At 67.4% G+C, this 19,034-nt stretch carries 17 protein-coding genes; 16 read left to right on the top strand and 1 reads right to left on the bottom strand.

The window, feature by feature from the left end:
* Positions 1 to 307: 307 nt before the first annotated feature.
* The 15 genes from mraZ to lpxC all read left to right on the top strand — a co-directional run bounded on the left by mraZ (position 308) and on the right by lpxC (position 17,243).
* Positions 308 to 751 (top strand): division/cell wall cluster transcriptional repressor MraZ, encoded by a 444-nt coding sequence (gene mraZ / locus ACILRJ_RS16375; protein WP_395684279.1) that lies wholly within the window; start codon positions 308 to 310, stop codon positions 749 to 751.
* Between the two features lie 13 nt (positions 752 to 764).
* Positions 765 to 1,691 (top strand): 16S rRNA (cytosine(1402)-N(4))-methyltransferase RsmH, encoded by a 927-nt coding sequence (rsmH, locus tag ACILRJ_RS16380; protein ID WP_395684280.1) that lies wholly within the window; start codon positions 765 to 767, stop codon positions 1,689 to 1,691.
* A gap of 2 nt (positions 1,692 to 1,693) precedes the next feature.
* Entirely contained in the window at positions 1,694 to 1,957 is a 264-nt protein-coding gene (ftsL, locus tag ACILRJ_RS16385; protein WP_395684388.1) for a cell division protein FtsL, read from the top strand.
* The gene (locus ACILRJ_RS16390) at positions 1,954 to 3,723 is read left to right on the top strand and encodes a peptidoglycan D,D-transpeptidase FtsI family protein (protein WP_395684281.1); all 1,770 of its coding nucleotides are present in this window, start codon (positions 1,954 to 1,956) and stop codon (positions 3,721 to 3,723) included. The genes ftsL and ACILRJ_RS16390 overlap by 4 nt, the downstream gene beginning before the upstream one ends.
* On the top strand, positions 3,720 to 5,219 hold the full coding sequence (locus ACILRJ_RS16395) for a UDP-N-acetylmuramoyl-L-alanyl-D-glutamate--2,6-diaminopimelate ligase (RefSeq protein ID WP_395684282.1): 1,500 nt from the start codon (positions 3,720 to 3,722) through the stop codon (positions 5,217 to 5,219). Before ACILRJ_RS16390 ends, ACILRJ_RS16395 begins: the two co-directional genes overlap by 4 nt.
* Positions 5,213 to 6,589: a UDP-N-acetylmuramoyl-tripeptide--D-alanyl-D-alanine ligase gene (gene murF / locus ACILRJ_RS16400; protein WP_395684283.1), complete on the top strand. Its 1,377-nt coding sequence runs from the start codon at positions 5,213 to 5,215 to the stop codon at positions 6,587 to 6,589. The genes ACILRJ_RS16395 and murF overlap by 7 nt, the downstream gene beginning before the upstream one ends.
* Positions 6,579 to 7,712, top strand: coding sequence for a phospho-N-acetylmuramoyl-pentapeptide-transferase (gene mraY, locus ACILRJ_RS16405; protein ID WP_395684389.1), 1,134 nt, complete (start codon positions 6,579 to 6,581; stop codon positions 7,710 to 7,712). Before murF ends, mraY begins: the two co-directional genes overlap by 11 nt.
* On the top strand, positions 7,712 to 8,923 hold the full coding sequence (ftsW, locus tag ACILRJ_RS16410) for a putative lipid II flippase FtsW (protein ID WP_395684284.1): 1,212 nt from the start codon (positions 7,712 to 7,714) through the stop codon (positions 8,921 to 8,923). Before mraY ends, ftsW begins: the two co-directional genes overlap by 1 nt.
* Positions 8,920 to 10,005 (top strand): undecaprenyldiphospho-muramoylpentapeptide beta-N-acetylglucosaminyltransferase, encoded by a 1,086-nt coding sequence (gene murG, locus ACILRJ_RS16415; RefSeq protein WP_395684285.1) that lies wholly within the window; start codon positions 8,920 to 8,922, stop codon positions 10,003 to 10,005. Before ftsW ends, murG begins: the two co-directional genes overlap by 4 nt.
* Positions 10,002 to 11,459: a UDP-N-acetylmuramate--L-alanine ligase gene (murC, locus tag ACILRJ_RS16420; protein WP_395684286.1), complete on the top strand. Its 1,458-nt coding sequence runs from the start codon at positions 10,002 to 10,004 to the stop codon at positions 11,457 to 11,459. Before murG ends, murC begins: the two co-directional genes overlap by 4 nt.
* The gene (locus ACILRJ_RS16425) at positions 11,456 to 12,493 is read left to right on the top strand and encodes a D-alanine--D-alanine ligase (protein ID WP_395684287.1); all 1,038 of its coding nucleotides are present in this window, start codon (positions 11,456 to 11,458) and stop codon (positions 12,491 to 12,493) included. The genes murC and ACILRJ_RS16425 overlap by 4 nt, the downstream gene beginning before the upstream one ends.
* Complete coding sequence (locus ACILRJ_RS16430; RefSeq protein ID WP_395684288.1) at positions 12,490 to 13,362, top strand: cell division protein FtsQ/DivIB; 873 nt, start codon at positions 12,490 to 12,492, stop codon at positions 13,360 to 13,362. The genes ACILRJ_RS16425 and ACILRJ_RS16430 overlap by 4 nt, the downstream gene beginning before the upstream one ends.
* On the top strand, positions 13,359 to 14,591 hold the full coding sequence (gene ftsA / locus ACILRJ_RS16435) for a cell division protein FtsA (protein WP_395684289.1): 1,233 nt from the start codon (positions 13,359 to 13,361) through the stop codon (positions 14,589 to 14,591). The genes ACILRJ_RS16430 and ftsA overlap by 4 nt, the downstream gene beginning before the upstream one ends.
* A gap of 252 nt (positions 14,592 to 14,843) precedes the next feature.
* A complete protein-coding gene (ftsZ, locus tag ACILRJ_RS16440; protein WP_395684290.1) occupies positions 14,844 to 16,022 on the top strand; it encodes a cell division protein FtsZ in 1,179 nt (392 codons plus the stop codon).
* A gap of 309 nt (positions 16,023 to 16,331) precedes the next feature.
* Entirely contained in the window at positions 16,332 to 17,243 is a 912-nt protein-coding gene (gene lpxC / locus ACILRJ_RS16445; RefSeq protein ID WP_395684291.1) for a UDP-3-O-acyl-N-acetylglucosamine deacetylase, read from the top strand.
* A 234-nt stretch (positions 17,244 to 17,477) separates the two neighbouring features.
* Here lpxC and ACILRJ_RS16450 read toward each other — a convergent pair whose 3' ends face one another.
* Positions 17,478 to 17,891, bottom strand: coding sequence for a DciA family protein (locus tag ACILRJ_RS16450; RefSeq protein WP_395684292.1), 414 nt, complete (start codon positions 17,889 to 17,891; stop codon positions 17,478 to 17,480).
* Between the two features lie 77 nt (positions 17,892 to 17,968).
* Between ACILRJ_RS16450 and ACILRJ_RS16455 the strand changes: the two genes are divergently transcribed.
* Positions 17,969 to 18,907, top strand: a complete 939-nt coding sequence (locus tag ACILRJ_RS16455) for a peptidoglycan DD-metalloendopeptidase family protein (protein ID WP_395684293.1) — start codon at positions 17,969 to 17,971, stop codon at positions 18,905 to 18,907.
* The last annotated feature ends 127 nt before the right edge of the window (positions 18,908 to 19,034 follow it).

Genomic DNA, 19,034 nt, shown 5'->3' on the forward strand with positions numbered 1-19,034 from the left:
TCGTAGCCCACCATGTGGGGCCTGCCGAGTCCTCGCCTTGCGTCGAGACCCGTCGCGACCAGGGAGCTCCTGCGAGCCGGAGCCACGAAAACCCTCGATGCCTTGCAGCCCTGAAGCCTCAAGACCAACACCATCAATGTGTTGAAGAAGGTTCCTCAAGACACTTATCAAAACCGTTCGGTTCGGCAACCGCGCAAAGATCACAAATCATTGCGGCGCCAGCGTTTTTTTCCCGTTTTTTCCTTGACACATCCCAGCGTGCCGCCTAATGTGGGTTCAAGTGGTTTTTTGTGGTGGGAAGTGGTCGATGTTTCAGGGCGAAACCGCCGTCACGCTGGACGACAAGGGCCGGGTAGCCATCCCGGCGGCCCATCGCGACCTTGTCGCGAAATCCGGCAATCGCCTCGTGGTCACCTACAACCCGTTCGAGCATGGATGCCTGTGGCTGTTTCCGCAGGCCGAGTGGGAGCGCGTGCGTGACGTCGTGAACGGGCTGTCGTCGATGGTGGCCGTGCATCGCAACCTGCAGCGCAAGCTGGTCGGTGCGGCGGCGGCGCTGGAGCCGGACGCAAACGGTCGCATCCAGCTGCCGGCGAGCATGCGCAGCCAGAGCGCGCTGGAAAAACGCGCGGTCCTGCTCGGCATGGGCAACAAGCTCGAGCTGTGGAGCGAGCAGGCGCACCTTGCCACGATCCGCGAAACGATCGGTGAGGCGCAGATCACGGAGGACATGCTCGAGCTGACGCTGTGACGGGCGCGCAGCGATGAGCGCCGCGCCGCTGCGACATGTGCCGGTGATGTTGGAGGAAGTCCTGGAGGGGCTGCGTGTTCGACCCGAAGGGCGGTATTTGGACGGCACGTTCGGGCGCGGCGGTCACGCGCGCGAGGTGTTGCGGCGGTTGGGACCGGACGGTCGCCTGCTGCTGATGGATCGCGATCCGCAGGCGATCGCGAGCGCACAGGCGGAATTCGCGGCGGATGCGCGCGTCGGCATTCTCCACTCGAATTTCGCCGCAATGGCGGCCTGGCCGGAAGCGGCCGCGGGACTGGATGGCGTGTTGCTCGATCTTGGCGTGTCGTCGCCGCAACTGGACGATCCGCAACGCGGCTTCAGCTTCCAGGGAGACGGTCCGCTGGACATGCGCATGGATCCGACGCGTGGAACGAGTGCCGCGCAGTGGTTGGCGGTCGCGGACGAAAGGGAGATCGCCGACGTGTTGTGGCGGCTTGGCGAGGAAAGGATGAGTCGACGCATCGCACGGGCAATCATCGAGGTTCGACAGGAACGGCCGCTTGCGACCACGCGCGAGCTCGCCGACCTCGCCACCCACGCGATCGGTCGTCATCGCGAACGCCACAAGCATCCCGCGACGCGCACGTTCCAGGCGCTGCGCATCCACGTCAATGACGAGCTTGGTGCGCTGCGCGACGGCCTCGATGCCGCGGTGGCCTGTCTCAAGCCTGGCGCGCGCCTCGCGGTCATCAGTTTCCATTCGCTCGAAGACCGCGCGGTGAAGCAGTTCATCCGCGGCGAAGTCGCGCGGCCGGTGCGTCGCGGTCTGCCGCAGCCGGAAGCTGCGCCCTCCGCAATGATCGCGATCGGGCGCGCGCAGTTCGCCACCGACGAAGAAACCGCGGCGAATCCGCGCGCACGCAGCGCGGTGCTGCGCATTGCGGAAAAACGCGCATGAGCCTGCGCTCCCTCGCCCTCGCGGTACTGCTGGCGGCAACGATCGCGAGCGCGATCGGCGTCGTCTACGCGCGCCAGCAGAGCCGACTGGCCTTCGTCGAGTTGAGCCGCCTCGGCAATGAGCGCGACAACCTCAATTTCGAATTCGGCCGCCTGCAACTCGAACAGGCGACCTGGGCCGAGAACAACCGTATCGATCAGATCGCGCGCGGCCGCCTCGGCATGGTCTCGCCGGGACCTGCGGAAACGATGGTGATCAAGCGGTGAACGCGCGCACGAAACCGGCCAACACGCGCACGCGGCTGTATGTCGTGCTGGCCGTGCTCGGCCTCGCTTCGAGCGCGCTGGTCGTGCGTGCGGTCGACCTGCAGGTCGTGCGCAAGGATTTCTATCAGGAGCAGGGCGACGCGCGCTATCTGCGTGACATCGACATCCCGGTCTCGCGTGGCACGATCTTCGACCGCAATGGCGAGCCGCTTGCGGTGTCGACGCCGGTGGAGTCGATCTGGGCGAACCCGATGGAACTGCTCGAGCACGCCGAGCGTATCCCGGATCTGGCCAAGGCGACCGGTCTCGACGAGGATTCGTTGAAGGAGCGTCTCGTGGAGCGCTCCGACAAGGAGTTCTACTACATCAAGCGCCACCTCAATCCCGACGACGCGCAGGCGGTGCTCGATCTCGGCATTCCGGGCGTTTCGAGCCAGCGCGAGTTCCGCCGCTACTATCCCAGCGGCGAAGTCATCGGCCACGTGCTCGGCTTCACCAATATCGACGACGCAGGCCAGGAAGGGCTGGAGCTCGCGTTCGACCAATGGCTGGCCGGCGAGAAGGGCATCAAGCGCGTGATCCGCGACCGCCTCGGCCACGAGGTCGAGAATGTCGAGCTGGTGCGCGAGGCAAAGCCGGGCCGCGATCTCACGATTTCGATCGACCGGCGCATCCAGTACCTGGCCTACCGCGAGCTCAAGGCCGCGCTGGTCGAGCACCGCGCGTCGTCCGGTTCGATGGTGATCCTCGATGTGCCGACCGGCGAGATCCTCGCCATGGTCAACCAGCCGTCGTTCAATCCTAACGCGCGCGGCAACGTCGACCCGGCGTATCGGCGCAATCGCGCCGCGACCGACGTGGTCGAGCCGGGATCGACGATGAAGGCGTTCACGATCTCCGCCGCGCTCGAGACCGGCAAGTGGAAGCCGCACACGCCGATCGACACCTCGCCTGGTACCTACACGCTGTACGGTCACACCATCAGCGATGTGCACAACAAGGGCCTGATCGACGTCACCGGCGTCATCACCTATTCCAGCAACGTCGGTGCCGCGAAGATCGCCGCGACGCTGGGGCGCGACGAAATGTACGATGTGTTCCATCGCTTCGGCTTCGGCGAAGTGACCGGTTGCGGCTTCCCGGGCGAATCGCCGGGCAACCTGCCGATCGCGAAGAACTGGGGACCGGTCGAGCAGGCGACGATCGCGTACGGCTACGGCCTCAGCGTGACGCCGTTGCAGCTTGCGCAAGGCTACGCTGCGCTCGCCAACGATGGCCGCCTGCGCGCGCCGACGTTCGTCAAGGGTGCGCAGGCGCAGGATCGCGCGGTGATCGATCCGCAGATCGCCGCGACCCTGCGCGGGATGCTGGAGACCGTCGTGCGTCCGCCCGGTGGCGGCGTCAAGGCCGCGATCACCAACTACCGCGTTGCCGGCAAGACCGGCACCTCGCGCACCGCGATCGGCGGTGGCTACCAGAAGAAATACATCTCGCTGTTCGCCGGCATGGTGCCTGCGAGCGAGCCGCGGCTGGTCGGAGTGGTCGTGATCCACGATCCGCAGGGCGCCTACTACGGCGCGCTGGTTTCCGCCCCGGTCTTCAGCAAGGTCATGGACGGTGCGCTGCGCCTGCTCGACGTGCCGCCCGACGATGTCCAGAACTGGTACACCGCGACGCCCGATTCCGGGCCCACCGTACGCACCGGACGGCGGGCGCCCGATGGCGCGCAAGCTGAGCCGGACTACTCGGAGGGTGTGCCGGAATGAACCAGCGAAGCATGTGCGTGCGCGAATTGTTGCAGGGTCGGGCCGACGCCGGCGCGAGCGGCGACATCGTCGTGCGCGGCCTGGCCCTCGATTCACGCCGCGTCGTTGCCGACGACGCGTTCGTTGCCCTTGCCGGTGCGCATGCGCACGGCATCACGTTTGCCCCGGCGGCGTCGGCGCGTGGCGCAGCGGTGGTCCTGGCCGACACGGCAGGCATCGCAGCGTCCGCGTCCGACGTGCGCCACCCTGACGGCGCGCCGGTGATCTGGATCGACGGGCTGCGCGAACAGGTCGGCGCGATCGCATCGCGCTTCTTCGGCGAGCCTTCGCAAGCCCTGCATGTGGTCGGCGTCACCGGCACCAATGGCAAGACCTCGACCGTGCAACTGCTGGCGCAGGCGCTGCAGCAGGCTGGGCATCGTGCAGCGACGATCGGCACGCTCGGCGCGGGGCTGCACGGCGCGATTCGCGCGGGCGAGCGCACCACGCCGGATGCGATCGCCGTGCATGGATTGCTGGCGGAATTCCGCGACGAGGGCGCGAGCCATGTTGCGATGGAAGTGTCCTCCCACGCGCTCGACCAGGGCCGCGTCAATGCGGTCGCGTTCGAGCTCGCGGTGTTCACCAACCTGACCCGCGACCACCTCGACTACCACGGCACGATGGCCGAGTACGGCGCGGCCAAGCAGCGCCTGTTCGCGTGGCCCGAACTCGGGGCGGCGATCATCAACGTCGACGATGCGTTCGGGCGTGTGCTGGTGGCGACGCTCGCCGCGGGCGTCGAATGCGTAGGCTACGGCGTCGAACGCGACGATGCGGACGTCGTCGCGCGCGCGGTCGAAACGCGCGCATCCGGCCTGCATTTCCGCCTCGTCACGCCGTGGGGCGAAGGAGATGTCGCGACCCGCCTGCTCGGGCGGTTCAACGTGTCGAACCTGCTAGCGGTCGCCGCCTGCCTCGGCCGTCTCGGACTTTCCTTCGACGCGATCCGCGCCGCGCTCGCCGTGCTCGATCCGGTCGCCGGTCGCATGAGCCGGCTCGGTGGCGAAGGCGCGCAGCCGCTCGTCGTGGTCGACTACGCGCATACGCCGGATGCGCTCGAACAGGCGCTCACCAGCCTGCGCGCGCATTGCAGCGGGCGCCTGGTCTGCGTATTCGGTTGTGGTGGCGAGCGCGACGCGGGCAAGCGCCCGCAGATGGGCGCGATCGCCGAGTCGCTCGCCGATCGCATCCTCGTCACCGACGACAATCCGCGTGGCGAGGATGGCGACCTGATCGTCGAGCAGATCGTCGCCGGTCTGCGGTTTCCACAGCGCGCGACGATCGAGCGCGACCGCGCCGCCGCGATTGCGCTCGCCATTGCATCGGCCCGGCCCGGCGACGTGGTGCTGGTCGCGGGCAAGGGCCATGAGCCTTACCAGGAAGTCGCCGGCATGCGCGTTCCGTTCGACGATTTCGACGTTGCGCGGCATGCGCTGGAGGCCCGCCCATGCTGAACCTGCGCCTCGCCGACGTTGCACGCTGGACCGGTGGTCGCCTGCAGGGCGATGACATCGCGTTCGATGCGGTATCGATCGACAGTCGCTCGCCCGCAGCGGGCGCGCTGTTCGTCGCCTTGCGCGGCGAGCGCCACGACGCGCACGACTACGCCGACGCCGCGCGCGCGAACGGCGCTGTGGCGCTGCTGGTCGAGCGCGCGTTGCCGCTCGACGTGCCGCAGGTGGTCGTCGCCGACACGCTGGTGGCGCTCGGCGAAATCGCACGCATGCTGCGCACGCGCAGCCATGCGCGCGTGATCGGCATCACCGGCTCGAACGGCAAGACCACGGTCAAGACGCTGCTCGCCTCGATCCTCGCGCGCCACGGCCGCACCCACGTCAATGCCGGCAACCTCAACAACGAAGTCGGCCTGCCGCTGACCCTGTTGGCGATGCCGGCCGACACCGAGTACGCGGTGGTCGAGATGGGCGCCGGCAAGCCGGGCGACATCGCCTACCTCGCGCGCATCGCGCGGCCGAATGTCGCGCTGGTCAACAATGTCGCCGCCGCGCATCTGGAACGCATGGGCTCGCTGCAGGGCGTGGCCGAAACCAAGGGCGCGATCTACCGCGCGCTGCCCAACGACGGCGTCGCGGTGATCAACGCGGACGATGCGTTCGCCGACTACTTCACCCTGCTCGCGGGCACGCGCCGCACACTGCGGTTCGGCCTGCTGCGGCGCGCCGATGTCAGCGCGAACCTCGAGCTCGACGCCGGCAACGACGGCTGCTTCCGCCTGCTCGCGCCGGCCGGCGCGGCGGAAATCGCGCTGCCGCTGCGTGGCCGCCACAACGTGATGAATGCGCTGGCCGCGAGTGCGCTCGCGCTCGCGCTCGGCGTGCCGCTGGCCACGATCAAGGCCGGCCTCGAAGCCGCGCCGGTGGTCGATGGCCGGCTCGCGCGCCAGCTGCATGCATCAGGCGCGATCGTCATCGACGACAGCTACAACGCCAATCCCGGTTCGTTCGCCGCGGCAATCGCGACGCTCGCGGCCGAACCCGGCGAACGCGTGCTGGTGATGGGCGACATGGCCGAACTCGGCACCGATGCGGAGCGCCTGCATGCGGACATAGGTGCGCTTGCCAAGCGCAGCGGCATCCAGCGCCTGCGCGCGGTCGGCCGGCTCAGTCGCGCCGCGGTCGAAGCCTTCGGTGGCGGCGCGCAGCACTTCGCCGAACAGGCGCAGCTGGTCGAAGCCTTGCGCGCGGAACTGCGCGCCGGCGTTGTTTTGCTGGTCAAGGGTTCGCGCTCGTCGGCGATGGAGCGCGTCGTCAAGGCGTTGCACGGCGATGCAGACGGCAACGGAGGCGAACGTCATGCTGCTTGAGCTCGCCGAGCTGCTGAAGGGATGGATCAGCGGATTCCACCTGTTCCAGTACCTGACGTTCCGCGCGATCATGGGCACGCTGACCGCGCTGGCGGTGTCGCTGCTGGCCGGGCCCGCAATCATCCGCAAGCTGGCCGCGCTGAAGGCCGGCCAGGTCATTCGCAGCGATGGTCCGCAGTCGCATCTGAGCAAGGCCGGCACGCCGACCATGGGTGGCGTGCTCATCATCGCCTCGGTCGCGGTCTCGACCCTGCTGTGGGCGGACCTGCGCAATCGTTACGTCTGGCTCGTGCTTGGCGTCACGATCGCGTTCGGCGCGATCGGTTTCTACGACGACTACAAGAAGCTGGTGCTCAAGGACAGCCGCGGCCTCGCCGCGCGCTGGAAGTACTTCTGGCAATCGGTGTTCGGTCTCGGCGTCGCGCTGTACCTCTATTTCAGCGCCGACACGCCGGCGGCGACCACGTTCTACCTGCCACTGATCAAGCACGTGCAGGTCCCGCTCGGGCATGCCGCCACGCTGATGGCGGCGTCGCCCTGGTTGAGCGGCCTCGGCGCCGTGGTGTTCATCGGACTCGCGTATTTCATCGTGGTCGGTTTCTCGAATGCGGTGAACCTCACCGATGGCCTCGACGGACTCGCGATCATGCCGAGCGTGCTGGTATCGACCGCGCTTGGCGTGTTCGCCTATCTCGCCGGCAACAAGGTGTTCTCCGAGTATCTGGGCATCCCTGCGATTCCCGGCGCGGGAGAATTGGCGATCTTCTGCAGTGCGCTCGGTGGTGCCGGTCTCGGTTTCCTCTGGTTCAACACCTATCCGGCGCAGGTGTTCATGGGAGACATCGGTGCGCTGGCGATCGGCGCGGCGCTCGGTTGTGTCGCCGTGATCGTGCGGCAGGAAGTCGTGCTGCTGATCATGGGCGGCGTGTTCGTGATGGAAACGGTGTCGGTGATGTTGCAGGTCGCGAGCTTCAAGCTGACCGGCAAGCGCATCTTCCGGATGGCGCCGATCCACCACCACTTCGAACTCAAGGGCTGGCCGGAGCCGCGCGTGATCGTGCGTTTCTGGATCATCAGCGTGGTGCTGGTGCTGATCGGCCTCGCCACGTTGAAGGTGCGCTGATGCTGCTCTTCGACTTCAGCAACGACGACCAGCAGGCGACCCGCCATGGCGACGCCAAGGGTCGCTATGACCTCGGCTTGATCGTCGCGGCGATGCTGCTCGCCAGCCTCGGCGTGGTCATGGTCGCGTCGAGTTCGATCGCGGTCGCCGACGGCCAGCACATAGGGGCGTTCTATTTCCTTTATCGCCACCTCGTATTCCTCGCCCTCGGCCTGGTCGCGGCGCTGGTGATGACGCGCATCGAACTGGCCTGGCTGGAGCGCAATGCGCTACCGCTGCTGCTCTGCGGCACCGTATTGCTGCTGCTGGTGTTCGTGCCGTTCATCGGCGTGCGCGTGAACGGCGCGCGACGCTGGATCCGCTTCGGCATCATCGGCTTCCAGTCGGTGGAGGCCGTCAAGATCCTGCTGGTCGTGTACATGGCGAGCTACCTCGTGCGCCATCGCGAAGGCCTGCAGACGAAGCTGCTCGGTGTGGTGAAGCCGCTCGGCATCGCGGCGATCTTTGCCGGACTGCTGCTCGCGCAGCCGGATTTTGGTTCGGCCACGCTGCTGATGGCGGTCACGCTCGGCATGGTCTGGCTCGGCGGTGCGCGCCTGCGCAACCTGACCTTGCTCGGTGCGTGCGCGTTGCCGGTGCTGGCAGCGCTCGCGATGAGCCAGGACTATCGCGTCAAGCGCCTGACCTCGTTCCTCGATCCATGGGCCGATCCGTTCAAGGACGGGTTTCAGCTGACCCAGGCGCTGATCGCGATCGGTCGTGGCGAATGGTTCGGTGTCGGCCTCGGCGCTTCCGTGCAAAAGCTGTTCTACCTGCCGGAAGCGCACACCGATTTCATCCTCGCCGTACTGGCCGAGGAACTCGGCCTGGCCGGCATCGTGGTCGTGCTCGCGCTGTTCGCGTGGCTGGTCGGGCGCGGCTTCGTGATCGGCGTGCGCGCGGTGGAACAGAACCGCCACTTCGCCGGCTACTGCGCGTTCGGGGTGTCGCTGATGCTCGCGCTGCAGGCGCTGGTGTCGATCGGAGTGAACCTCGGCGTGCTGCCGACCAAGGGCTTGACCCTGCCTTTGATCAGCTCGGGCGGTTCGAGCGTGATGATGACGTGCGCGGCGATCGGCTTGCTGGTGCGCGTCAGCTACGAAGTCACGCGCGCCGACAACGCGATGATGCAACTGGTCAACGAGCGCCGTGCGCGCGAGGTTGTCGCATGAGCGCGCCGGTCGCCAACCGCGAGGGCCCCGTGCTCATCATGGCCGGTGGCACTGGTGGACACATCTTCCCGGGGCTTGCGGTCGCCGACGAACTCGTCGCGCGCAAGATCCCGGTGGTCTGGTTCGGCGCGGTTGGTGGCCTCGAGACGCAACTGGTGCCGCGGCATCGGCTGCGGCTGGAGACGCTGCCGATCGGCGGTCTGCGTGGCAAGGGTCTCGTGACCAAGCTGGCGATGCCGTTCCGCCTTGCGCGCGGCGTCGCCGTCGCACGCAACCTGCTCAGGCAGCATGCGCCGCGCTGCGCGATCTCGATGGGCGGCTATGCAGCAGCACCCGGCGGCATCGCGGCGCAGCTGGCGAAGGTGCCGCTCATCGTGCACGAGCAGAACCGGATCGCCGGCATGACCAACCGCCTGCTCGCCCGTCGTGCGCAACGGGTGCTGACCGGTTTCGCCGACGTGTTTCCGCGCGGCGAATGGGTCGGCAATCCAGTGCGCGCTTCGATCGCCGCGGTCGTGCCGCCCGCGCAGCGCTACGCCGGCCGCGAAGGGCCGTTGCGCCTGCTCGTGCTCGGCGGCAGTCAGGGCGCGCAAAGCCTGAATGCGGCGCTGCCCGAAGTGCTGCGCCGACGCGGCGCGCGCCTGGCGGTGTCGGTGCGCCATCAGTGTGGAACCCGGCATTTCGACAAGGCGCGCGCGGCCTACATGAATGCCGGCATCGAAGCGGATGTGGTCCCGTTCGAGGACGACATGGCCGCAGCCTACGCGTGGGCCGATCTCGTGATCTGCCGTTCCGGTGCGTTGACCCTGGCCGAACTCGCGGCGGCTGGCGTGCCGGCGATCCTCGTGCCATATCCGAACGCGGTCGACGACCACCAGACGAAGAATGCACAGGCGATGGTTTCGGCCGGTGCCGCACGCCTCGTCGCCGAAGGCGACGATTTCGTCAAGCGCCTCGGTACCGCCTTCGAGGAAGTTGGCGAGCGCACGCGCCTGTTGCGCATGGCGAATGCTGCACGCGCGCTGGCCAAGCCTGACGCCGCGCGTCGCATCGCGGAGATCTGCCTGGAGGCCGGTGCATGACACTGAATCGCCTCAAGCAGCACGGCGACATCATGCAGGACTTCCGCCGCGTGCATTTCGTCGGCATCGGTGGCGTCGGCATGAGCGGCATCGCCGAGGTGTTGTGCAACCTCGGCTATTCCGTATCCGGCTCGGACAAGGCCGACAACGCCACCACGCGCCGCCTCGCCGGCCTCGGAGCACGCATCGATCGCGGCCACGACGCCGCCAACGTCGCGGAAGCCGACGTGCTGGTCGTGTCGAGTGCGATCCGCCCGGACAACGTGGAACTGGTCGCCGCGCGTGAACGGCGCATCCCCGTCGTGCCACGCGCGGAAATGCTCGGCGAACTGATGCGCTTCCGGCGCGGCATCGCCGTTGCCGGCACGCACGGCAAGACCACCACGACCAGCCTCACCGCGAGCGTGCTCGCCGAGGCCGGACTCGATCCGACCTTCGTCATCGGCGGCCAGTTGATCGCGGCCGGCGCGAACGCGCGCCTCGGCACCGGCGAATACCTGGTCGCGGAAGCGGACGAGTCGGACGGCTCCTTCCTGCTGCTGTCGCCGGTGATCGCGATCGTCACCAACATCGACGCCGACCATCTCGAGAACTACGACGGCGATTTCGAGCGCGTGAAGAAGGCGTTCCGCGATTTCCTGCACCGGCTGCCGTTCTACGGCGTCGCCGTGTTGTGCATCGATGACCCGGAGGTTGCGCTGCTGGCAGACGAGAGCAATCGGCGCGTGCTCACTTACGGCATCGACAACGCCACCGGCGATGTCCCGGCGGACGTGCGTGCCTCCGACGTGCGCCAGCAGGGCAGTGCGACCGAATTCACCTTGCACCTGCCCGAAGGCGGTCCGGCGTTCGCGGTGCGTCTGAACCTGCCGGGTCGACACAATGTTCTGAACGCTCTCGCGGCGTGTGCGGTCGGCTGGCAGCTTGGCGTGCCGCCGGAGGCAATGCAGCACGCGCTCGCGCAGTTCCAGGGCGTCGGTCGCCGCTTCCAGTTGCGTGGCGAGCTGCGCCTCGACCAGGGCAGCGCCCTGCTCGTCGACGACTACGGTCATCATCCGCGCGAACTCGCCGCCGTGTTCGCCGCGGCGCGCGCCGGTTGGCCCGAGCGCCGCCTGGTCGCCGCGTTCCAGCCGCATCGCTACTCGCGCACGCGCGATCTGCTCGATGACTTCGCCAAGGTGCTCGCCGAGGCCGACGTGCTCGTGCTGACCGAGGTCTATCCCGCCGGCGAGGCGCCGATCGCGAATGCCGACGGCCGCGCACTTGCGCGCGCGGTGCGTGCGCGCGGCAAGGTCGATCCGGTGCTGGTCGAACATCCACGGGACCTCGCAGGCGCGTTGCCGCCGCTGCTGCGCGACGGCGACCTGTTGTTGCTGCTCGGCGCGGGCGACATCGGCGCTGCGGCGAATGAACTGGCCCACGCGGGTCACCTGAAATCGCGAGGCGCTGCATGAAGATCATCGATCCGGCGGCGTTTGGCCGCGTCGCGGTGGTGATGGGCGGCCAGTCCGCCGAGCGCGAGGTCTCGCTCGATTCGGGCCGCAACGTGCTCGCCGCACTGCGCGCGAAGGGTGTCGATGCGCATGCGGTCGACGGCATCCCGGCTCTGCTCGATGCCTTGCGCGCCGGGCACTACGCACGCGTGTTCAACATCCTGCATGGCCAGAACGGCGGCGGCGAGGACGGAGTCCTGCAGGGCGCGCTCGATTCGTTGCACGTGCCCTACACCGGCTCGGGCGTGCTCGGCTCGGCACTGTCGATGGACAAGGTGCGCACCAAGCAGGTATGGATTGCCGAAGGCCTGCCGACGCCGCGTTTCGTCGCCCTGCGCAAGCGTGCCGGTGGCAGCGCCGACGTGCACGCGGCCGCCGCGAAACTCGGCCTGCCGGTGATCGTGAAGCCGGCCTGCGAAGGTTCCAGCGTCGGCGTGTCGCGCGTGTTCCGCGACTCCGATCTCGACGCGGCCGCCGAACTCGCGGCCCGCTATGCGGGCGATTTGCTTGTCGAGGAAATGATCGTCGGCGACGAGCTGACAGTCGGCATTCTTGCCGGCGAAGCACTGCCATCGATCCGCATCGTGCCGAAGGGCGCTTTCTACGACTACCACGCCAAGTACGTCGCCGAGGACACGCAGTACATTTGCCCCGGCCTCGACGGCGCGGCAGAGACGGAGATCCGCGCGCTCGCGCTCGCCGCGTTCGATGCCGCCGGATGCGCCGGCTGGGGTCGCGTCGATGTGATGCGCGACCGCGAAGGCCGCAACTACCTGCTCGAAGTGAATACCGCGCCGGGCATGACCAGCCACTCGCTGGTGCCGAAAGCGGCAGGCACGGTCGGCATCGGCTTCGAGGAACTGTGCTGGCGCGTGCTCGAAACAAGTTTGAGCCGTGACCCGGGATTCGTGATTGGAGATTCCGAAAAGACGGGCAAGAGCTCCGCTCGGCCAATCACCGATCATCAATCGCCACCCGGCGGAGGCGCGCCATGAAAGGTGGCGTGGCCGCCAAACTGCTCGCCTGGGGCATCGCGCTGACGCTCGTCGCATTGCCGATCCTCGGCGTGCTGAACGGCTGGTTCGCGAGCGATCGCTGGCCGGTGACCAAACTCAGCGTGAGCGCCGAGTTCAACCACGTCAGTGCCGAGCAGATTCGCGCCGCCGCACAACCGCAGCTCGGCAAGGGCTTCTTCGCGCTCGACCTCGACAACGTGCGCGACGCGCTGGCGAAGCTGCCGTGGGTCGAGCGCGCGGAAGTGCGCAAGCGCTGGCCCGACACGGTCGACCTGCTCATCTACGAACAGCAGCCGTATGCGCGCTGGAGCGGGCAACGCCTGGTCAACCGCCAGGGCCGCCTGTTCAGTGTCGCCGGTGCCGAAGGCTTGCAGGGCCTGCCGCGGCTCGCAGGCCCTGACGATCGCCTTGATGACGTGCTGCGCTTCTACGCCGACAGCCAACGCGAATTCTCCGGCAGTGGTCTCGTCATCGATGCGGTCGCGCTGTCGCCGCGCGGCGGCTGGCGCATCGAGCTGGTATCCGGCACCGTCATCGAACTCGGACGCAGCGACGCGCCAGCGCGCCTGCAACGGTTCCTCGACGTCTGGCCGCGTCTCGCCGGTGCGCATCCGCAGCCGCCTGCTTACGTCGACCTGCGCTACGCGAACGGGTTCTCGATGCGCTGGGCGGCGCCGACGCCGGCGGGGAATGGGGAATCGGGAACTGGGAATGGCCAGGCACAGACCGCCTCTTCCCGATCCGTTTCGCATCCGTTCTCGATTGACCCGATGACGTCGTTCGCCTCGCTGCGCTTCGCGGCTGTTGCGACTCCCGATTCCCGATTCCCGATTCCCGGCCTGCCATGAACCGCAAGAGCGAAAAAAACCTGATCGTCGGTCTCGATGTCGGTACGTCGAAGATCGTTTCGATCGTCGGCGAGCATACGCCGGGAGAGGCAGTCGAGATCATCGGCATCGGCTCGCACCCGGCGCATGGACTCAAGCGCGGCGTGGTGGTCGACATCGAGTCGACCGTGCATTCGATCCAGCGCGCGGTCGAGGAAGCGGAGCTGATGGCCGGCTGCCAGATCCGTTCGGTCTACGCGTCGATCGCCGGCAGCCACATCAAGGACGAGAACTCGCACGGCACCGCGCCGATCCGCGACAAGGAAGTCAGTGGCGCCGATCTCGACGCGGTGCTGACCTCCGCATGCGCAATCGCGATTCCGGCCGATCGCAGCGTGCTGTATCGCGAACCGCAGGAATACCTGATCGACGGCCAGGAAGGCATCCGCCATCCGGTCGGCATGTCCGGCGTGCGCCTGGAAGCGAACGTGCACCTGGTCACCGGTGCGGCGAGCGCGATCCAGAACATCACCAAGTGCATCAACCGCTGCGGCCTGCAGGTCGACGAGCTGTTGCCGGCTGCGGTCGCGTCAGCGCGCGCGGTACTCACCGAGGACGAACGCGAGCTGGGCGTGTGCCTGGTCGACATCGGCGCCGGCACCACCGATATCGCGATCTACACGGGCGGCGCGTTGCGCCACACCACCTCGCTCGCGATCGGCGGCGACCAGGTGACCAGCGACATCGCGCACCTGATGCGCACGCCGACCGCGCATGCGGAGGAGCTCAAGGTGCGTTACGCCTGCGCGCTGGCGCAGCTCGCGCACGCGGAAGAGACGATCCAGGTACCGAGCGTGGGCGACCGGCCGCCGCGTCGGCTGGCGCGACAGAACCTCGCCGAGGCGGTGCAGCCACGCTACGAGGAAATCTTCGAGATGGTGCAGGCCGACCTGCGCCGGAGCGGACGCGAGGAGCTGGTGCGTGCCGGCATCGTGCTGACGGGTGGCGCGGCGCGCATGGAAGGTGCGCTCGATCTTGCCGAGGAGTTGTTCCACATGCCGGTGCGCCTCGGCACGCCGCAGCACGTGACGGGCCTTGCCGACGTCGTCGCAAGTCCGATGCAGGCAACCGGCGTAGGCCTGTTGCTGTACGGCAGTCGTGGTGGGGTCGCGCGCCATGCGCCGACCGGCACCTCGGCAGTCGGCGGTTTGTGGGGCCGGGTTTCGACCTGGTTCAAGGGAGAGTTCTAGTGACAACGGAGTCGAGAGGCTCCTGTTGGAAAGTCCGGCATGGAAGCCGGTTTGTTCGTTGCCGTCACGGAGGACGGCAGAGGCTTTTGTTTGAAGTCCGGCATGGAAGCCGGTCTGTTGTCTGCCGTCATGGAGGACGGCAGGGGTAACCGCCACGGCACGCCAGCCGCGGCAGGACGGGCCGGACCGGGAAGGTCACGGACCCGGGAACGATAAGAAAGTCAGGCAACAACCACTTGCGGAGGATGGGAAATGTTCGAATTCGTCGAGAAGATGGCACCGAATGCGGTGATCAAGGTCGTCGGTGTGGGCGGTGGCGGCGGCAACGCGGTCAGCCACATGGTGCAGGCCGGCGTCGATGGCGTCGATTTCGTCTGCGCCAACACCGACGCGCAGGCGCTCAAGAGCAGCGGCGCGAAGTTCACCCTGCAACTGGGTGCGAACGTGACCAAGGGCCTTGGCGCGGGCGCGAATCCCGAGGTCGGCCGTCAGGCCGCGCTCGAGGATCGCGAGCGCATCGTCGAACTGCTGCAGGGCGCCGACATGGCGTTCATCACCGCCGGCATGGGCGGCGGCACCGGTACCGGCGCCGCGCCGGTGGTGGCGCAGCTGGCCAAGGAGATGGGCATCCTGACCGTTGCGGTCGTGACCAAGCCGTTTCCGTTCGAAGGCCGTCGGCGCATGCAGGTCGCGCTCAAGGGCATCGAGGATCTGGGCCAGTACTGCGACTCGCTGATCACGGTCCCGAACGAGAAGCTCCTGACCGTGCTCGGTCGCGACGTGACCCTGCTCAGCGCTTTCAAGCAGGCCAACGACGTGCTGCTTGGCGCGGTGCAGGGCATCGCCGACCTGATCACGCGTCCCGGCCTCATCAACGTCGACTTCGCCGATGTGCGTACGGTCATGTCCGAGATGGGCATGGCGATGATGGGCACCGGCACGGCGCGCGGCGATGACCGCGCGGTCGCGGCGGCCGAGGCGGCGATCAACAACCCGTTGCTCGACGACGTCAATCTCGCCGGCGCCTGCGGCATCCTCGTCAACGTCACCGCGGGCACCAACCTCACGATGCGCGAGTTCGACGACATCGGCCAGGTCGTGCACGAGTTCGCCAGCGAGGACGCGACGGTCGTCATTGGCACCGCGCTCGATCCGGAGCTCAAGGACGACGTGCGCGTCACCGTGGTTGCGACCGGCCTCAACCGGGCAGTTGCGCGCCAGCCGCTGCGTGATCAGCGCGAGCGGGAGACCGTGGTTTCCTCGCGTCCGCCGATGCGCGTGGTCAAGCGCGACGGCACGACCGGCCAGGTCGTCGAGGACTATCTCGGCATTCCCGGCCAGCCGATCCGCCATGCGGTCGAACATGCCCAGCCGGAGGCTTCCGGCGATTACCTCGACATCCCGGCGTTCCTGCGCCGGCAGGCCGACTGACCGGTCGGGAGCCTGCCGCAGCGCAGGCTTCCAGCCGGCTTCCCATCCGGGTGCAGCGACCGTTGCTGCGCCCCTGGCGGCGATGCTTCGAACACATCGCCGCCCAGATCCCGCCATCATGTGGCGTCATGGTGGCGGGCATCGTCGTCGACGGACGACGGAGGTCCGGGACAGGGATGGCCGGCACGAGTGTTGCGAAAAAGCGACGAGGTGTGGGTTCCATACGTCGCTCAACTTTTCTCGCCCCCGTCGCTGTGCTAACCTCGCCGGCGTTTTGTCAGCTCCTGCCCCAGGGGGCACATCATAAAAATGATCAGACAGCGCACGCTCAAGAACATCATCCGAGCGACAGGCGTGGGTCTTCACACGGGCGACAAGGTCTACATGACCTTGCGGCCGGCAACAGTCGACACCGGCATCGTGTTCCGCCGCGTCGATCTGCCGAACCCGGTGGATATCCGTTCCTGTTGCGAAAACGTAGGCGATACCCGTCTCTCCACGACGCTCGTGAAGGGCGATGTCCGCATTGCGACCGTCGAGCATCTGCTCTCGGCGATGGCGGGCCTTGGTATCGACAATGCCTACGTCGACCTGTCGGCGCCGGAAGTGCCGATCATGGACGGCAGTGCCGGTCCATTCGTGTTCCTGCTGCAATCGGCGGGAATCGAGGAACAGGCCAAAGCCAAGCGTTTCATCCGCATCAAGAAGTCGGTCACCGTCCGTGACGGCGACAAGTGGGCCCGCTTTGAGCCGTTCGACGGTTTCAAGGTCGGCTTCTCGATCGATTTCAACCACCCGATGTTCACCAAGCGCACCTCGACCAGCGAGATCGATTTCTCGACCACCTCGTTCGTCAAGGAAGTCAGCCGCGCGCGCACGTTCGGTTTCATGCGCGACATCGAGTACCTGCGGGAGCGCAACCTCGCGCTCGGCGGTTCGATGGACAACGCGATCGTGCTCGACGACTATCGGGTGCTCAACGAGGACGGCCTGCGGTACGAGGACGAGTTCGTCAAGCACAAGATCCTCGATGCGATCGGTGACCTGTATCTGTTGGGACACAGCCTGATCGGTGCGTTCTATGGCTACAAGTCGGGCCACGAGCTCAACAACAAGCTGCTGCGCACCCTGCTGGCGGACGCCAGCGCCTGGGAAGAGGTCAGCTTCGAGGACGAAAGCGCGGCACCGATTTCCTACGCCCACCCGGCGCAGGCAGTGTGAAACATTCGTGCCGCGTGGCGCCGGAGATTGGAACGGCGAACCGCGTCGCGAAATGGAATGACAGGTACCGGTAGGGTGCGGCTTGACCGGCGCAAAGACGCCGGCCTGTGCAGGACGCAGTCGGTTTACCCCGATGATGACCGCCACTAGCCCATGGGAGGGCGGCGCGGCGGACAGAAGAAGAATCGAAGGCCTCCGCCAGGGGGCTGGTGGGAAACGGAGCCGCCCCGGCTCCTAGCTGGAATCATCAGTGGCGATGGACGCCAGACGTAGATACAGGGCCGCGAGTTCCGGGTCCTGAAGGACTGTCGCTGTCGCTCGCAAATGGCGTGCGGTGGCGTCGGAAAGCGGTTTCGGCTTTGTCGGTTCCGGGGGAACGGTCGGCAAGGGCGCCACTTTCACGGCGAAACGTTCGACGCCACTGCCGAGTGCAGTGCGGGCCTCTGCCAGCAGGTCGGCTTGATGAAGCCGCAGCCGGCTGGCCCAGGTCGGACTCGACGCCAGGAAGACAATCCGCCCGTTGCGCACGTCCGCGAGCCGCGTCTCGCGCGCGGTCGCGGCGGGCAAGAGGCGGCGCAGTCTTTCATCCAGCGCATCCAGCACGCGCGCGCGTTCCGCGAGCGCGTCGAGGGCGATGCACTCCGTCACGGGCCGTGGGCCTTCGGCGGAAGCGGGATGGGGACGGCGACCTGGCGGCATGGCGAACACGAACTCGGCGCAGCAGCATGAACATCATTATCGTCCGCAACGCGCACGCACTGCCATTGCGAATCGACCTCGGCGGGCGCAACGCGCGCCTGCTCGCGGTCGCATTGTGCGCCTGTGCGAGCGTGCTGATCGCGGTCGGTGCCGCCGGTGCCTGGCTGTTCGCCAGCCCGCGCGCGCATGACTTGCATGAAATCGCGCAATTGCGTGCAGCATTGGCCGACCAGCGCAACGCGCTCGCTGGCCTCGACCAGGACTCGCACCGCAACCTCGACGCGCTCGCCGCCCAGCTCGGCCAGCTGCAAGCCCAGGCGACGCGCCTCAATGCGCTCGGCGAGCGCCTGACCCAGGTCGGCAAGCTCGACGACGGCGAATTCGATTTCGGCGCCGACCCCGCGGTCGGCGGCCCCGAGGAACCGGCGACCGGCGTCACGATGCCGCTGCCGCTGCAGAACGGCATCGACGACCTGCGCGCCGAGTTTGATCACCAGCAGGCGCAGCTCGACGTGCTGGAGAACCTCCTGCGCGACCGCAAGATCGACAACCAGCTGCTGCCGAGCGGAATGCCGGTGGCACAGGGTTACATCGCCTCCGGCTTCGGCGACCGCTCCGATCCGTTCGACGGCCACCAGGCGATCCACATGGGCGTTGATTTCTCCGCGCCGGAAGGCACGCCGGTCACCGCCGTCGCCGACGGCGTCGTCACCTTCACCGGCGTGCGCACCGGGTATGGCAACGTGGTCGAGATCGATCACGGCAACGGCTACATGACCCGTTACGCGCACAATTCGGCGATCGACGCGAAAGAGGGCGACCGCGTGCATGCGGGACAGACGATCGCGAACGTCGGCTCGACCGGACGCTCGACCGGACCGCATTGCCATTTCGAGGTCTGGTACAACGGCCGCGCCGTCAATCCGATGGTGTACGTGAAGTCGACCCGCGCCAACCGCGCCTGAAGGGGTTCCGGCGCCGCCGCGGCGCTTGAAACGGGGCCCTGCGCCACAAACTGGTTTGTTCCGGGCCGCCGCCGCCGTATCATCGGCGGCTTGGCCGTTGCCGGCGGAACCATTCCGCGGTCACAGG

The sequence above is a fragment of the Dokdonella sp. genome (assembly GCF_044227025.1).
Classification (GTDB): Bacteria; Pseudomonadota; Gammaproteobacteria; order Xanthomonadales; family Rhodanobacteraceae; genus Dokdonella_A.

Excerpts from the sequence above, each read along its gene's own strand:
- mraZ (WP_395684279.1), top strand. The coding sequence starts at position 308 with ATGTTTCAGGGCGAAACCGCCGTCACGCTGGACGACAAGGGCCGGGTA.
- rsmH (WP_395684280.1), top strand. The coding sequence starts at position 765 with ATGAGCGCCGCGCCGCTGCGACATGTGCCGGTGATGTTGGAGGAAGTC.
- ACILRJ_RS16395 (WP_395684282.1), top strand. The coding sequence starts at position 3,720 with ATGAACCAGCGAAGCATGTGCGTGCGCGAATTGTTGCAGGGTCGGGCC.
- murF (WP_395684283.1), top strand. The coding sequence starts at position 5,213 with ATGCTGAACCTGCGCCTCGCCGACGTTGCACGCTGGACCGGTGGTCGC.
- mraY (WP_395684389.1), top strand. The coding sequence starts at position 6,579 with ATGCTGCTTGAGCTCGCCGAGCTGCTGAAGGGATGGATCAGCGGATTC.
- ftsW (WP_395684284.1), top strand. The coding sequence starts at position 7,712 with ATGCTGCTCTTCGACTTCAGCAACGACGACCAGCAGGCGACCCGCCAT.
- murG (WP_395684285.1), top strand. The coding sequence starts at position 8,920 with ATGAGCGCGCCGGTCGCCAACCGCGAGGGCCCCGTGCTCATCATGGCC.
- murC (WP_395684286.1), top strand. The coding sequence starts at position 10,002 with ATGACACTGAATCGCCTCAAGCAGCACGGCGACATCATGCAGGACTTC.
- ACILRJ_RS16425 (WP_395684287.1), top strand. The coding sequence starts at position 11,456 with ATGAAGATCATCGATCCGGCGGCGTTTGGCCGCGTCGCGGTGGTGATG.
- ACILRJ_RS16430 (WP_395684288.1), top strand. The coding sequence starts at position 12,490 with ATGAAAGGTGGCGTGGCCGCCAAACTGCTCGCCTGGGGCATCGCGCTG.
- ftsA (WP_395684289.1), top strand. The coding sequence starts at position 13,359 with ATGAACCGCAAGAGCGAAAAAAACCTGATCGTCGGTCTCGATGTCGGT.
- ftsZ (WP_395684290.1), top strand. The coding sequence starts at position 14,844 with ATGTTCGAATTCGTCGAGAAGATGGCACCGAATGCGGTGATCAAGGTC.
- lpxC (WP_395684291.1), top strand. The coding sequence starts at position 16,332 with ATGATCAGACAGCGCACGCTCAAGAACATCATCCGAGCGACAGGCGTG.
- ACILRJ_RS16455 (WP_395684293.1), top strand. The coding sequence starts at position 17,969 with ATGAACATCATTATCGTCCGCAACGCGCACGCACTGCCATTGCGAATC.